This is a genomic window from Faecalibacterium sp. An77 (genome assembly GCF_002161315.1).
GTDB lineage: Bacteria > Bacillota > Clostridia > Oscillospirales > Ruminococcaceae > Faecalibacterium.
Genome location: NZ_NFHK01000027.1, coordinates 1 through 15,092, shown reverse-complemented (window position 1 = coordinate 15,092; position 15,092 = coordinate 1). Strand labels below are relative to the sequence as shown.

Sequence of the window (15,092 nt, the reverse complement as noted above, 5' to 3'; positions counted from 1 at the left end):
GTACCCTTTGACACCCACGAAAAAAGCCTTGATTTATGCGGGTTTGAAAGGCTCTAAAGCGTGACATCTCTGCCTTTGTTTCCGCTTTCTCTCGGCGGCTTTGATTTTCTTCATGCGCCCGGCGCAGTCGGGGCAGTATTTTCCCCGGTTGGATTTGGGGACAAAGGCCGCCCCGCAGACGGCACACCGTTTCCGGCTTCCCCGGCACAAGAGGGCTGCGGCCAGCTCCCCGTCAAGGGGCAGGACAGCCACACGGAACCAGTGGCACATGAGGGAAAAGGAAATGCTCTGGACGCACACGCAAGGCTCCCCGTCGTCCAATAGCAGGCAGTTCCCCTCATCGTAGTTACAGCACTCATGTACCAGCCGCCGCGCCCGCCGGTGCTGGCGGTAGTCCATGTGGGGCAGGTTATCGCTCATGGCTCTGCTCCTTTCTGCGGTGCGGCTCGTCCCGGCGCAAAATCTGGTCGATGTTCCGCTTGACGGTCTGCAACTCCTTGAACCGCTGTTTCTGTTCGTGATAGGTGTTATACAGGCCGTCTTTCTCGGAGATAAGCTGCTCGATCTCGGCCTGCAACGCTTTCCGGGCGGGCAGCTTGGTAATGCCATGCGCCTTGAAATACCGGGCTGCTGCGTCGGCTATGATAAAATCGCTCTCATGGGCCTGCCGGTATGCGGCGCGGGCTTTCTCGGATTTCTGTGCCCGCAGCCCGTCGCGGGCGGCCTTGGTCTGGGCGTAGGCCAACACCTGCCGCTGCAACTTCTTTTTCCCTTGCAGCTTCGTTTCCAGTGCTTTCAGTTCGCCGCTGGTCTGGCGCATTTTCTGATAGGCGGTGTCAACGGCGGCTTCTAACTGCTCCGGGGAAGTAAAGCCGTATTGCTGGTAGACGGACAGCGTTTTGGCGGCCTGCTTCAGATTGTGTATCTTCGCCCAGCGTTCATAGCCCCGGCCTTTGCCCTCGGCCATTTTCTGCTCAATGTCCACAAGCCGCTGCACTCCGTCCTGTTTCGGGGCGGCTATCTCGGCTCTGGCAACCTGCAAGCGGTCTTTTATGGTGCGTGGGGGATCGGGGGATCTGGCTGGCGCTTCGGCTGCTCTGGCGGCGTTTTGCTCTAAAACGGCAAAGACAGCGGCGCGGTCAAAATCGTCGCCCAGCTTCCGGGCGGTAATTGGCTTTGTCCTGTCCGGCGTGAGGTAGGAAAGCCGCCCCCGGCTCTCCTTGACGGTCACACCCTCCTGCAGCAACAGAGAGGAAAACTCGTCAAAGCTGGCGGCGGTGGCAAGGGCTTTCCGTAGGGTCTGCCGCAGCTTCTCCTTGTTCGTTTCAAACTTGGTCTGCCGGGGCGTGATACTATCGGCAATCATGGGGGCGTTCTGCTTGTCCAGCGCGGCCTGTCCCTTTTTCTGCGCCCAATACTCCCGGTCGGTGACGCGGTTCTTGCTGCCGTTCAAGAGGTCGATTTGATAAAGCCCCTCCCGGTGGCACATCTCCATGACTTCGGATTTGAAGTAGCGCAGGGCAGCGTCGGTACATCGGTGCTTGCAGCCGACTTTCGTATCGGCCGGCCTGTCCATGTAGGGCAGGAACGGCACTTCCTCAATCCGCAGGCTGTTTATGACGATATGCACATGAATGTTGCCGCTGTGGTTATGCCCGTCCGGGTGGGTGCAGACAAGGGCCTGGTGGCCGGGAAAATGCTCTTTACAGAATTGTTCCCCCAACGCCTGCGCCCGGTCTACGGTCAGGCCGTTGTCCGGCCCGTCCCGCGGGTCAAAGCTGATGATGTAGTGGTGGCTTTTCACATCTTCCCGCCGCTGGTTTTTCTGATAGCGGAGATTGGCCCGCATACACGCAACGGCAAAATCCTCCCCGTCGCAGTTCAGCGTGGACAGCCGGTAGTCCTCGCGGGGGATAAGCCTGCCGGTTTCATCAAGGACGGGCTTCATGGTAAACTCGTCATGCTCAAAGAGAAGATATTGCTCGGCGGCTCCGTAGTCGGCGTTTTTAGAGTTGATATGCTTGAGTGTTGCCAACCGCGTCACCTACTTTCTTGAGGACTTCATACTTGAGGACGGCAAGGTCGGATATGGCGGCGCGTACCTCGCCGGAAAGGGTGTTGTAGGGTACGCCGTATTCGTTCAGATACCGGGCAATCTGATTGAGGTTGCCGCCGATCCTGCCGTACTCGGCTGTCAGCTTCCCGACAGCGGAAAGCAACTCGTCATTGACCGACGACACATGGACAACCGGGCGTATGGTCGCCCGCCGTATCGCCTGCCGGAGAAATTCGGACTGGCTGATACCATAGGGCGCAAGCCGCGCTGTGAAGTCGGCATACTCATCTTCGGACAGCCGGGTTTTCACAACGCGGCTGCGGTGGGGCGTGTTGTATTTCTTTCGCATGGTGTGACCTCCTTTCTCGCCCGTAAGGGCGCATGAGCAGGGTTTGGGGAAGGCACTCCCCAACAAGTTTCCCGCGAGGGGCAAAACTGCAGAATTGCGGATTTTGGCACCGTGGTAGAAACTTGCTCTCCGTGACTGCAAACTTTCTCTCACTTCCGTCCGCCACTTTTTTGGAAAACTGCAACCACAAAAGTTTGTTTCTCTTTTTCTGCTACTACTAATCCTGTAAAGGGCATTCCTGCCCGCTTTCGCTAAAATGACACCGGACGCAGTGGTTTCTACCCGGTGTTGGAGAAATCCTTTCTCTTTGCCCTCTACTACGGGTAAATGCTCCAAATGCCAAACACCAGGGCAGAAAAATTCCCTCCTCGCTTACTACTACAACCGGCAGGGGGCAAAATGGCCGGGAGCGGAGCCGGACAACAAAAAAAGCAGTAAATCTTTTTCAAGACTTACTGCTTTCGCTGGCCGCGTCGGTGGCGGCTGGTATTCAGTTTTTATGACTTGTCCGGTGGTTCGTCAAGCCGGAACTTGAATTGACAGTCAATTAACCGCTGCTTTACATAGTCCTCCACCTCGGCGTTGACCTGCCCGTTCACTTTTGAGAAATAGCGGATATATCCGGCGTAGTGGAGCAGGACAGCGTTCACGGCTTCTGGGTCGCCCTCACGGGCTTTGAGGATTGTTTCATAGGGGAGAAGTCTACTCATACCGGCTCACCCCCATTTCTTCGCGTAGCCGCTGCAAGGCAAGCTGGATATGCCGCCCCGCTGTGCTGCGTGACCGGCCAATACACGCGCCGATCACGCGCTGCGGCTGGCGCAGAAAGTAATAGCGCAGGATTTCTTCCCGCGTCTGCTCCGGCAAAACAGAGATCGCGTCGGCAAGGGCGGCGTTGCAGAGCAGGACGGTCTGACCGCAGACGGTAAATGGGTATTCCTCGTCCGGCTCCGACGCGGCAAACTGGACAAACTTCTCGTTCATCAGATAGTCAAGGGAAACTTGCCGTTCCCATTGCCGTTTAAGCTTCAAAATCTTGTCCAAGGCGGCACAGCGGATAACAGTCTTGCAAAAGGCGTTGTACCTGCGCTGGATATATTCTTGATAGGCTATCTGGTCGGTCATGGAAATTCCCCTTTCTGAATAATAGTGCGGGGCGGTGGCACTTCTTGCTGTCGCCCCTTGATTGCCTACCAGCAAAGGCGGGCGGGGCTGTCAACGGCTGCGCATATGCGCCGTTCATCTTGACCGTTGACTGGCTCGGCTGGGTTTGCTATTTACCCGACAAACTTGAATTTATTTTAAGCTATCACGTTTTACCTTCTTAAGCCTTACTATCATTACCATAGGAATTTCTTTGTTGGTTTTAAAACATTCTTCATAAAATCCATCAATGACAAATCCAGCTCTAAAACAAAGGTTAAAAATATCTTGTATGGAACGATGATAATAAATCTGCTCTTTCGGTTGCCCTTCAATCGCTATATCATAGTAACTGTGCGGTGTCATATATTTTTCAGTCAACGTGACAAAACAAGGGTGTTGCGTTGCAAAGACAAAAATTCCGCTTTCCTGCAACAGTTCATAAACAGCCATAAGAAGTGGTTCAATATCCGTAATATCCATAATTGCCATATTAGAAACTGCTTTCGTAAAGGCTCGATTTCTTTTTAATTCTAATATACTTTTTCTATCGGTCGCATCCGCCACACAAAATTCAATTTGTTTTGCATATTGTGATTGCCGTCTTTTAGCCAATTCTATCATTTTTTTGCTGTAATCAAAAGCGACAACCGAAGCGCCTCTTTGTGCAAGATACGAAGAATAATTTCCATTGCCACACGCAATATCCAAAATGTAATCCGCAGGATTAGGAGATAGAAGTTCCGTTACTTTGGGACGCACTACCTCTCTGTGAAATTCATTAGATTCGTCACCCATTGCATTATCCCAAAATTGTGCGTTCTCCTCCCAGATTTTTTTACTTTCCTCTGTTCCCATGTTCTCTCCCACTCCCCAAATTTGCTTTTTTGCTTCCATTAAATCTTCCTTACTATATTCCATTGTTACCCTCCATAACTTCTGATTGTTGCCGTCTTGACGATTATGTATCTTTACATTACCTTCTGAAACATATGGCGCACCTTGTCCAGGCGGCTGTTTGGACGGCGGGGCTGGATGACCGGCTGACCGACAGCGGCCTGATATCCTTTCAGCTCTGTAAGGCATACGCTCCGCCCGTTGGTGTAAAAGGCCAGATCAGTACGGTATGCCTGTATACAGCGGGCGGGAATCTCGCCAGTAAAGACAACTTCATCCTTTTTTACCTGGGCCGTTTCGATGGTGGCACAGTATTTCGGTGCATCATGATAAGCCCTGGAAAGGTATTCCCGGGGCGCATAGAGGATGAAGGAGAGATAAGGTTCCAGCAGCTGCGTCCCCGATTCCTTCAATGCCTGTTCCAATACAATCGGGGCCAATGAGCGGAAGTCCGCCGGCGTGCTGACCGGACTGTAATAAAGCCCGTATTCAAAGCAAATCTTACAGTCCGTTACGTTCCAGCCGAACAAGCCCTGCTCCAGCCCGTAACGGATACCATCCCTGACAGCGTTTTGAAAACTCTGGTTCAAGTATCCCAGCGAAACCCGGCTCTCGTATTGTACACCGGAGCCAAGCGAGAGTGGTGTAACAGACAGTCCTATGGATGCCCAAAACGGGTTGGGCGGCACCTCGATATGGATGGTGTGGCTGGCTGCTTTGAGCGGCCGCTCCATATAAATGACGGAGGGTTCCTTTACCACTGTTTCAAGCTTGTATTTTTCCGACAGCAAAGCGGAAACAACCTCCAACTGCACCCGGCCCAAAAAAGAAAGAATGATCTCATGGGTGATGGAATCCACTTCGCAACGCAAAAGCGGGTCAGTATCCGCAAGTTGCGTAAGAGCGTCCAGCAGCCGTTCTCTTTGCGCTGCCGTTTTCGGCGCAATCGTCGTCCGCAGCATGGGGAGGGGGTCCTCGCGCCACCTTTTACGAGGGAGCCGGGTTTGGTCCCCTAATACATCGTTTAACCTCACGCTGTCGCTGGGAAGGATAACAATTTCACCCTGATAAGCGGTGTCTGTCCGAACAATTTCCCCTTTGGATGGAATACGCATCTCTGTGATTTTCAGCTTTTCTCTCCCGGCCAGGGCCACCGTATCCCGCAGGCGCAGCGTTCCGCTGTATAACCGTAGATAGACACGCCGCTGGCCGCAATCGGTGTACTCAACCTTGAAAACGCTGCCGCATAGGGCGGCGCCCCCCTGTTCCCCAATCGGTTGGAACAGCCCTGTCACCGCATCCATCAACGGTTGAATGCCAAGGCCATTTTTGGCGCTGCCATGATAGACTGGGAACAGGGAGGCGTCTTGAACCCGCTGCTGTTCCTCCCGCGCAAGTTTTTCCCGGCTGATTGGTTCTCCTGCGATATACTTTTCCAATAATTCATCGTTATTTTCGATGACCGCATCCCATGCTTCTATGTCGGTATTTTCCTCCAGGACTATTTCCGGGGACAGCGACACCGTCTGCTTGATGATAATATCGGCGGAGAGCTTATCCCGAACAGACTGAACCACGCTCTGCAAATCAACGCCAGCCTGGTCGATCTTGTTGATAAAGATAACGGTGGGAATGTTCATTTTCCGCAGGGCATGGAACAGAATACGGGTCTGGGCCTGCACGCCATCTTTAGCGGAGATCACCAAGATGGCCCCATCTAAAACAGCCAAAGAGCGGTACACCTCCGCCAAAAAATCCATGTGGCCGGGCGTATCCACAATGTTAACTTTACATCTGTGCCACTGGAAGGAAGTGACTGCCGCTTGAATGGTAATCCCACGCTGCCGCTCCAAAAACATGGTGTCCGTCCTCGTTGTCCCTTTTTCGACGCTCCCCGGTTCTGAAATGGCTCCGCTGGCATATAGCAGGCTCTCCGTCAAGGTCGTCTTTCCAGCGTCTACATGGGCAAGAATTCCAATATTGATTATTTTCATGTGATTGTCCTCCCTTTACAGCCCCAAAGGGCATAAAAATCCCCAGCAGTAAAATACTTTTACCACTGGGGATTATAAGTTGCGGACATACACATATACAGCATACACCTGTTTGTGATTGCTGTTTTTGGGGATATGTCAAAATTGATAAGGCAAAAGTATTCTTAAATTGGGTACAAAAAACTAAGCCCCTACAAAAGGAGCTATCATAATCCTTTGTTCCCACTATTTGATTATAGTTTTATTTAAGAATACCTTGCCGCATATTTTTTACTCCTTTTCTGGATTAAATCATTGTATCACATCAGTTTTAGGAAAGCAAGTACCTAAAAGAAATTTTTCTTCCCCTTATATGTAACAATCATACCGGCTTCCTAGCGTTCAGAATGTTTTCTGCTGTCTGCTGTGGTGTTTGGTTGGAATTGTCCAACCAAAAGCCGATCCGTGGTGTTGTCTGCATTTTACTAAATACAAATTCAATGTATACAGAAAGATATAAGGAGTGGGAGGGATTCCGCCGTAGTTGGCATTGTAGGAAAATCCAAAAGTTTAGATTTTCCCACAATGCTTATCTTTTGGTCTTTGGTTCGGAATAGTGTAGTGCTGGCGGTCTATCTCTTGTTTTCGGTTGCTTGCTTCCTTACCGTACATGAGCATTTGCGCCGGGGTTATCCGAGCCGTAACCTTCCAGCAGATTGATGACGCCCCACACCGCCAGACCAGCGCCCAGCGCCATGACCAGAATCTTGAGAATGTCGATAGCAGAGTTGAAAAATTCCATATACGTTCCTCCATTTTGTTTGTTGGTTTTGGGTACAAAAAAAGCCGCCCACATTGGCGGCGCTTCGGGCCATCATGGCCCGAAGTTACACAAACTCGTCGCTGTCCAGATCGTCGAAATTCAACAGGTCAGCTTCTTCGTCTGTGTCGGAGCCGTCCACCTCGTACACCGTGTATTCGTCCTCCGGCTTTAGTCTCAATGGCCGGTGGCGGAACAGGCTTTCCAAGTGGAAGGCGTTTTTCTTTTTGTCAAACTCGGCTGTGTACTTGTAATTGGGGTGCTTTTTCAAATCATATTTGGGAGAAAAGAAGGGCGGAAGCCCTCGAAGCTGCAAGATACACTTGTCTCCCGGCATGGTGGTGATCTCGCTGGTCGTCATTAGCTCCCGGCCAAGCCGCTGCATATTCTGGCTGTAACTCTCGGACTGTCCCCGGCTGCGGCCTTCGGTCTGCATGGAGATAGTGGCCTTGCCCAGCCAGTTTTCTTCCGAAATATCCTTTAGGGTGGAAGCCTCACGGCCTCCGAGGAACACGATACTGTCCATGTTTCCCATGATGGTTTCGGAATGGTCCTTGTACAGCGCCTTGCATTGGCTCATAGCCTGATAAAAGAGCGTCAGGCTGATCTCCCGGGAACGGATAACGGCAACGATTTTTTCCAGCCCCGGCACCTGTCCCGTATTGGCCGCCTCGTCCCACAGCACCCGTACATGATGGGGCAGGCGTCCGCCGTAGGTGTTGTCGGCCCGTTCACACAGAAGGTTGAACATCTGCGAGAAAGCGAGGGCCACAAGAAAGTTATAGGTGGTGTCCGTATCGCTGATAAGGAAAAACAGCGCCGATTTTTCATCCCCCAGCCGGTCAAGCTCCAGCTCGTCATAGGACATGATCTCCCGAAGCTGGGGAATGTCAAAGGGGGCAAGTCTGGCTCCGCAGCTAATCAGTATGCTCTTAGCTGTCTTGCCGCTTGCCAGCTTGTACTTCTTATACTGCCTCACAGCAAAGTGCTGGGGACTCCGGCGCTCCAGTCCGTCAAACATATAGTCCACCGCATTTTTGAAGGTTTCGTCATCCTCCCGGACTTCCATGCTGTTTATCATTTCCACCAGCGTATTCATGTTGCGTTCTTCCTCCGGCCCCTCAAACACGATGTAGGCCACAAGGGCGCAGTACAAAAGGGTTTCGGCTTTGGTCCAGAACTCGTCGCCCTCCTTGCCGTCGCCTTTGGTGTTGGCGATCAGGGCGGTGACGAATTTCAGCACGTCGCTTTCCGTTTTGATGTAGGCCAGCGGATTGTAGTGCATGGATTTGGAGAAGTCGATACTATTGAACACCCGCACCTTATATTTCTCCCGTTGCAGGAACCGCCCGCATTGGTCGAGGGTGCCGCCCTTCGGGTCCACCACCACATACGAGGAATGGGCTTGAAGGAGCTGTGGGGTCAGCCAGAACCTTGTCTTGCCCGAACCGGACGAGCCGATGACGCAGGCGTTCAGGTTGCGGGCGTTGGCGGGTATCTTCGGGCGGGTGTTCATGGTAAGAAACTCCGTCCCGGTGAGAATAACATTGTTCTGAAATTTGGGGTCTACAAACGGCTTTATATCCTCCTTTGTTCCCCAGCGGGCGGTGCCGTACTCCGCATCCCGCCGGAATTTCTTTGCCTGCTTGATTTTGGACTGTATCAGCAGATACACCCCAGCCGCACCGGCGAGGCCCACCAGCAGGTCAATGCCACCCAGTCCCGGCCAGTAGGTTTCAAAGGCTTTGGGGAAGGTGTCGAGCATCCCCATGAGCTTTGTCCCGAAGTCTGCGCCGGGCGCGATACGGTAGGCCGTCCCGATTTTGGAAAAAAACCAGAACACAAAGAGGTACGGCAGGTTGGGGAGCACATATTTTCTGATCTTGTCACTCAACGCCCGTCCTTCACCGCCTCTCTGGTCCGCTGCTTCTCCTTCGGCTTTGTCCTGATCTGCTCCGTGAGCTTGCGGAGCTGGCCGAGGATAGAAGCCTTGTCCTGGTCTTTGTTCAGCACCTTTGTACTGTATTTCTGGAAGGCCGCCGTGATGGCGTCCGCCTGATTGGCTTTGAAAAACAGCAGGTAATGGCCGGGGCTCACTTTATGGAAAGCGTAGTCCACATGGAACTCCTTCGCTATCCGGTCAAAATCCTTCGGCGCACCCACATACTGCATGGCGTTTTTGCCGCCGTAGTGGTTCATCAGCTTCTTCACGCTCTGGCGGCCCTGCGGGGTCAGCGCCTTCCGGTGGTGCTTTTGCAGCGCCCGAACCACCTTGCCAAGAGCGGCAGCCAGCACTTTTCCCGTCAGCTTTGCCGTCTTGATCGAAAGGGCAACTGTTTTCTGGTTTACTTCTTCCTGCATAAAACCTCCTTTCCGTCAGGACTCCCGGTAGACGGGAGGCCCCCGTACACTCCGGGGCAACAGAAAACCTCGGGCCAATGTGGCCCGAGGCTTACCGCTCGGCATCCCTGCCGGACGGAGCTTTCTTTTCCGGCTCCGTCTGGACTTTTTCGCCCTGTTCCCGCATGGTCTGCAAGATGGAGGGCTTCTTTTGAAGCTGGGAGGGTTTTTCGCCGGACAGCGGCTTGATACATTCCAGACGGTCAGCCGCCCGGATGGCGTTGTCCGTGAGCTGCCGCTGCCATGCGCCCACGCTGGGAGCCCAGCGAAAGCCGTTGCTTTTCAGCTCGGCCCGGGTGTCCGCGTCAGGCTTTCCGTCAAAGAACACCTGCAAGCGGTTGTCCTCCCGGTTCATTTCCACACGGCCCCCGTCAAACTCCCAGCCGGAAAACTCTCGCTGCGCCTGTTTGGAAAGCTGTTCGATACGGGCCTTTACCCGGCGGATCTCTGCGTTGTTGTTGGTAAGCTGGTAGCTTTCAAAGGGCCTCGGGTCGCTCCGCCAGCTTGACGCCATGCTGGCTTTCAGCTTTTCGATCTGGTCAGGCGACAGCAGCGCACAGCCGTCCAGCTTGCCATGCTTGCGGTAATAAGCGTTGACCTCCTTCATAATGAGCTGGGAGCGTTCCAGCCCGTCCAGCTTTTTCTGGAGCTTTTCAATGGCCGCCGGGTCATCGGCGCTGATACCGCCCATGCCGGTGCTGCGTATCTTATCCAGCAGCCCTTGAATATGCCGCCATTCCTCCATGTTGCTGTCCCGCGCCCGGTTCTGTTTTTCTTTCTTTCCCACCGGGAAATTGGAAGGCCCGGCGATCAGCACAGAGGGAACCCTCGCGTCAATGGCAAAGCCCTGGTTCATGTTTTCGGCCAGCTTGCGGGCGTAGGTGTCTAACAGATGGTCGATCTTCTCATGGTACATGGGGTCCACCCGGGATTTTTGCTGTTCGGCTATGGCTGCGGCCTTGTCTACCATTGCCCGGTATTCCGCCGTTGCGCTCCCTTCCTTGTAGTCGGAAAAGCTGTTCATTTCCTTTGCCCGGCGGGCGGCCCCTTCATTGATGGGGTAATAGTTGATGGTATGCACCTCCTTCATGCTTCGGGTCATGTTGGCCCGAAGTCTTACCGTTCCTCATGGGAAGGCCCCGCCTTGCCCTTTTGCGGAGCGGGCGGGGCCTCTTGAAACCGTTTGAGTGCGCCGAGAATGGAATGGACGGGCTCGGCCTTTTCGGGATAGGCAAATACCCGGTGTTCCGGCGGTATGTCCTGCGTCCCGTGGTAATGCTCCTTAAAGCCCACCGGGTCCGCCGCCACATAGCCGCCGGGAGCGAATACGCCGCCCTCGTTGATACGCATATCCCGTCCGTATGCCTCATAATCGAAGTAGCCTTGAATGTGCTCCGGTATGTCGATGGTCCCCAGCTCGTCGGCGTACAGATGGCCCAGCCCTTCATCATCGGAAATATCCGGGTAAAAGCGGTAGAGGTCAAGGTTCTGCGTCAGGTTGATTAGGTCCTTCACGCTGCCCGTGTGTTTTCCCAAGACAAGAGCGGCCTCAAAGGTTTCCAATCCGCCCTTGTCCCGTACTTCCAGCAGGGCATGGCCCAGCTCGTTCAGCTCGTCGATGTTCTCGTACTCGTCCAGATAGTCGTACAGTCCCAGCACATCGCTGTCAAAGCTGGTAATAAACACTTCGCTGTACCGCTTTCCGTCTATCCCGATTTTGGCAAGGGCAGCCTGTACCTCCTGTGTGGTCGTGGGAAAATGTACCGTTGTTCCCACTTCAATCCCCATCATGGGGTACAGGGCCGTGTTGGTTATATAGGCTTCAAACATGGGCTCAATCCTCCTTTCCGTCCCTGTCTGCCAGCACTTCATAAATCCCGGCCATGATGTAATCGGCGCAAGGGAGAGCAATCGCATTTCCCAGCGCCTTGTAGCGTTGCAGAGGCCGGATTTCCTCGCCGTCCGCCCCGTACTTTGTCCAGCCCTCCGGCAGCCCCATCAGCCGCTCACTTTCCGTTTCCGTCAAGAAGCGGATACAGCCGCCGTCCGGGTCGCCCTCGTACCAAAAGGCGAAGGGCGTCACGTCGCTGGCTAAAAGAGTGGGAAAAGGGTCAGTTGGTAATCCGAAGCTGTTTCGGAAGGCGGTTTCTTCCTGCCTTTTTGCCGCTCCCCGCATACGGAAGCATTGAAAGGGGTGGATGACTGGTATTTGCCGCCCTGTTTCAAAAGAAGATGTTCGATCTCCTTCGGCGGCGGTCCGCCCGCCCTCTCGGCAAGGCGGAGGAAGTGGGAGCATTGGACGGGGCTTAAATAGTATGTCGGCGGCACGTTTGCCTCTAAAATCCGCCACGATGAAAATTCGCTGCCTTCGCGCCAGCCTTCGGGAGCCTGCCCAATACTGGGCGTCCATGAGCCGCCAGCACACATCAGGCGTTCCCCCTCGCACCATTCCGGCGTTTCCCCATCTTCCAGAAGGAGGCATTGGAACTTCGGTGTCCGAGAAGGCGGATAGGACGGCTCTAAAATCCATCCGGTCATTTGTAGAAAACGCTCCCATGACGTTTTCCCAAACAGCGATAGCTGGATATAGGTTATCAGTGGCATCCCTCATTTCCTGTATGATACGAAACGCCTGATAAAACAGGCTGGATTTTGCCCCGGCAAGGCCGGAGCGGTTGCCGATCAGAGAAAAGTTCTGACAGGGAGAGCCGAAGGTTATCACATGGACAGGCGGGATTTTCCCGCCGTCCACCTTCGTAATGTCCCCCAAGTGCGCCATATCGGGAAAGTGCCTTTTGGTTATGGAGATCGGTGCTTTTTCAATCTCGCTGGCCCACACCGGACGGATACCGCAGCGGGAGGCCGCCAGAGGGAAAACGCCTATCCCGTCAAAAAGGCTCCCCAGCTTAATGTCCGGCATGGCCCGGGCCGCCGTGTCCCTTCACGGCAAGAACCCCGTCCAGCGTAGTAGCTGCGATACCCAGCCGCCCGGCAACCGCAATATCGTTTTTCACATCCTCGTCCACCGCACCGCCGCAGACGATCAGGGTATGGGAGCGCCGCAGCATATCCCGGCGCATATCAATCCCGGCCTTATGTTCCTCGGGAACGCTGTCATTCAAGAACAGCGGAAGATACAAAAGCGGGCAGATGGGGGAAAAGCCCGCCTCATAGGCAAGACGGCAGTAGTGGGCTGCCAGCTCCATATCAATATCCGGCTCACCGCTCCATGCGGCGGTCAGATAGGCCAAAGGTCGTTTCATTGGTTCAACCTCCATTTCTTTCTGATTTGTGGAAAGCAAGGTTTCGCCCAACCCCTCCGCCCCTTCCCCCGGGAAGGGGGACGGCTCTGGAGAATTTATATCCCCGTCGCTTGTCCGGGAAAAAGCATAACCGGGAGAAATCCGTCAAGGGTGCCTCTGGCACCGCCTGCGGCGGCGTTGCCCTTGACTGATTTTCCCGGCTATGCTACGGAATAACTGGCGACGGGGAATAATTTATATCTCCAGAGCTTCGGGGCGCGGGGCAGCGCCCCGCAATCCTCGGGCCATCTTGACCCGAAGTTTCGGCTTACTTTTCCGGCTCGGTTTTCTTCTCCGGCTTTTCGTGTTCTTTCTGCTGGCCCTTCCAGTCGTCCAGCAGCTTGATGATCTGGTTCTTCATTTCCCTCGGCGTGGTTTCCTTGCCGAAGTATTTGCTCAGTTCCGCACCCGTCAGAATCACTTTGTCTACCTCCTTTTTGTCCTCCATCATAATGCCGTCGATCACATCCCCGTTGAGCAGCTTCTTTTCGTCCAGCTCCCGCATACGCTTTGCCTGCGCCTGCGAAGGCGAGGACTGCTGGCTGTCGATGGCGACGGCGATATAGTTCTGGTTCTTCTTGCCGATGTAGGAAAGCTCCACCGCCGTAGTGAAGCCCAGCTTTTTCTCGTCCATCAGCTTCATCAGGTCGGGGACCAGCTCATTCAGCCGGATATACCGCTGTACCTGCTTAACGGCCATCTTGTTCCGCTCGGCCACGATCTCGTTGGAGCGTTTGCCGGCATCCTTCGGGTCAATCTGGCCCGAAGTGCGGGAGCCCTGGTGCTTGATGGCCTCAAGCTGCATTTTCAGAGCTTTGGCCCGCTCGCTGGGGAGGATTTCTTCGCGCTGGTTCAGATTGTCCTCCACCATCTGCGTGATGGCTTCATCGTCCGTCAGGTTGCGGACGATACAGGGCATATCCGCATATCCGGCAAGCTCGCTGGCCTTCTGGCGGCGGTGGCCGGACACGATCTCATAGCCGCCATCCTCACGGGGACGGACGATAGCGGGCTGGGTAACGCCCTTGTCCTTGACGCTGGACACCATGGCCCGCATTTCTTCATCGTCCCGGACCTCAAAGGGATGGTTTTTGAAGGCGTGGAGCTCGTTCAGCTTGATATATACGATCTGTTCCTCGCCACGGCGGGGAGCCTCTTTCGGTCCCTCGGGTTCCTTCGGAGCAGGAGCGGCCTGCACCGTGGGAGCCGCTTTTTTCTCCGGTTTCTCTTTGGGGGCCTTTTCCTGCTTTTTCTGTGCGGGGGCTTTGGGCTTCGGAGCGGCGGCCTTGTCCTTATCCTCTTTCGGAGGACGGCCCCGGCGCTTCGGCTGTTCGGGCTCTTTGGGCTTTTCCTGCTTTCCCTCGGCCTTTTTCGGAGCCTCCGGCTGCTTTTCCGGTTTCTCCGTTTTTGCCGGGTCGGGCTTTTCTCCGCCGGAAGCTGCCGCTCGTTCCTCGGCCTTCTTTCCTTTCATAATTTCAGCGAAGTCATAGACGGACACCTGCGGGCTCTTTGCCTGCTGTTCCGTCTTTTTTTCGGCCTCCGGGGGAATAGACGTTTTCTCCGGCTCGGGCGGAGTTTCTTTGCCCGGGCCGGTATCCGTTACCGGCTGCTCCGGCATTTTCGTGGTTTTATCATCTGCCATAAGCACTTACCTCCTGTTTTTGGGCGTAAAAAAAGGGGTTCAACTTTTCAGTCAAGCCCCGTGGGAAGTTCCTCCTTTCTCCGCCAAGATACAAAAATACCGCCCGTAGTCTCGTTTGGGCGGTACTTTGTGTAAGATTGGCAGTCCATTATTAAGTTTTTTATTATGTTCCCTTTGTACACCGTTGCAACCCTGTTTCAAGATATTTTTGACGAAGTTGTCCGCAAATGTATGGCTGCTGGACTGGTATCAGGAAAGCTTCTGCTGACAGATTCTACACACATTCTTGCAAATGCGGCAAAGGAAAAACGGGAAGTTATCGAGGTTCCAGACACGCCTTCTGAGTATGTGAAAAAGCTGGACCGGGAAGCTCTGGAAGCAGGTCTGCTGGATGAAGCTGTCACATATCCAGAAAAGACCAAAACTATTATTAAGAGTACCACTGATCCGGAATCAGGACTTATGAATCGTCCAGGAAAACCCAACGCTTTCTGTTATCTGAACCACCAG

At 54.1% G+C, this 15,092-nt stretch carries 14 protein-coding genes and 2 pseudogenes; 1 reads left to right on the top strand and 15 read right to left on the bottom strand.

Annotation, left to right across the window (positions count from 1 at the left end; genetic code table 11):
• Positions 1-33: 33 nt before the first annotated feature.
• The 15 genes and pseudogenes from B5G28_RS09550 to B5G28_RS09465 all read right to left on the bottom strand — a co-directional run bounded on the left by B5G28_RS09550 (position 34) and on the right by B5G28_RS09465 (position 14,582).
• Positions 34-420 carry a cysteine-rich VLP domain-containing protein gene (locus B5G28_RS09550; RefSeq protein ID WP_002596231.1) on the bottom strand — a complete coding sequence of 129 codons (387 nt, stop codon included), beginning with the start codon at positions 418-420 and terminating at the stop codon, positions 34-36.
• Positions 410-2,035, bottom strand: coding sequence for a relaxase/mobilization nuclease domain-containing protein (locus tag B5G28_RS09545; protein ID WP_002596230.1), 1,626 nt, complete (start codon positions 2,033-2,035; stop codon positions 410-412). Before B5G28_RS09545 ends, B5G28_RS09550 begins: the two co-directional genes overlap by 11 nt.
• Complete coding sequence (gene mobC, locus B5G28_RS09540; RefSeq protein WP_002596229.1) at positions 2,007-2,405, bottom strand: plasmid mobilization relaxosome protein MobC; 399 nt, start codon at positions 2,403-2,405, stop codon at positions 2,007-2,009. The genes B5G28_RS09545 and mobC overlap by 29 nt, the downstream gene beginning before the upstream one ends.
• Before the next feature lie 497 nt (positions 2,406-2,902).
• The gene (locus tag B5G28_RS09530) at positions 2,903-3,115 is read right to left on the bottom strand and encodes a helix-turn-helix domain-containing protein (protein WP_002586615.1); all 213 of its coding nucleotides are present in this window, start codon (positions 3,113-3,115) and stop codon (positions 2,903-2,905) included.
• A complete protein-coding gene (locus B5G28_RS09525) occupies positions 3,108-3,530 on the bottom strand; it encodes a sigma-70 family RNA polymerase sigma factor (RefSeq protein WP_002586616.1) in 423 nt (140 codons plus the stop codon). Before B5G28_RS09525 ends, B5G28_RS09530 begins: the two co-directional genes overlap by 8 nt.
• Positions 3,531-3,701: 171 nt before the next feature.
• Positions 3,702-4,469 (bottom strand): class I SAM-dependent methyltransferase, encoded by a 768-nt coding sequence (locus B5G28_RS09515; protein WP_002586626.1) that lies wholly within the window; start codon positions 4,467-4,469, stop codon positions 3,702-3,704.
• A 50-nt stretch (positions 4,470-4,519) separates the two neighbouring features.
• On the bottom strand, positions 4,520-6,439 hold the full coding sequence (gene tet(W) / locus B5G28_RS09510) for a tetracycline resistance ribosomal protection protein Tet(W) (protein ID WP_087248211.1): 1,920 nt from the start codon (positions 6,437-6,439) through the stop codon (positions 4,520-4,522).
• Between the two features lie 652 nt (positions 6,440-7,091).
• A pseudogene (locus B5G28_RS09500) lies at positions 7,092-7,220 on the bottom strand (Maff2 family protein); the annotation flags it as partial.
• An 85-nt stretch (positions 7,221-7,305) separates the two neighbouring features.
• Positions 7,306-9,132 carry a type IV secretory system conjugative DNA transfer family protein gene (locus B5G28_RS09495; protein ID WP_087248207.1) on the bottom strand — a complete coding sequence of 609 codons (1,827 nt, stop codon included), beginning with the start codon at positions 9,130-9,132 and terminating at the stop codon, positions 7,306-7,308.
• Entirely contained in the window at positions 9,129-9,599 is a 471-nt protein-coding gene (locus tag B5G28_RS09490) for a PcfB family protein (protein ID WP_055154329.1), read from the bottom strand. Before B5G28_RS09490 ends, B5G28_RS09495 begins: the two co-directional genes overlap by 4 nt.
• Positions 9,600-9,690: 91 nt before the next feature.
• Positions 9,691-10,740 carry a hypothetical protein gene (locus B5G28_RS09485; protein WP_087248205.1) on the bottom strand — a complete coding sequence of 350 codons (1,050 nt, stop codon included), beginning with the start codon at positions 10,738-10,740 and terminating at the stop codon, positions 9,691-9,693.
• 14 nt (positions 10,741-10,754) lie between these two features.
• Positions 10,755-11,468 (bottom strand): antirestriction protein ArdA, encoded by a 714-nt coding sequence (locus B5G28_RS09480; RefSeq protein ID WP_087248203.1) that lies wholly within the window; start codon positions 11,466-11,468, stop codon positions 10,755-10,757.
• Between the two features lie 4 nt (positions 11,469-11,472).
• On the bottom strand, positions 11,473-12,558 hold the full coding sequence (locus B5G28_RS09475; protein WP_087248201.1) for a DNA cytosine methyltransferase: 1,086 nt from the start codon (positions 12,556-12,558) through the stop codon (positions 11,473-11,475).
• Positions 12,545-12,901, bottom strand: a complete 357-nt coding sequence (locus tag B5G28_RS09470; RefSeq protein ID WP_036744842.1) for a hypothetical protein — start codon at positions 12,899-12,901, stop codon at positions 12,545-12,547. Before B5G28_RS09470 ends, B5G28_RS09475 begins: the two co-directional genes overlap by 14 nt.
• Before the next feature lie 307 nt (positions 12,902-13,208).
• Positions 13,209-14,582: a ParB/RepB/Spo0J family partition protein gene (locus B5G28_RS09465; RefSeq protein ID WP_242967555.1), complete on the bottom strand. Its 1,374-nt coding sequence runs from the start codon at positions 14,580-14,582 to the stop codon at positions 13,209-13,211.
• A 231-nt stretch (positions 14,583-14,813) separates the two neighbouring features.
• Here B5G28_RS09465 and B5G28_RS14485 point away from each other — a divergent pair.
• Positions 14,814-15,092 (top strand): annotated as a pseudogene (locus B5G28_RS14485) (IS5/IS1182 family transposase); the annotation flags it as partial.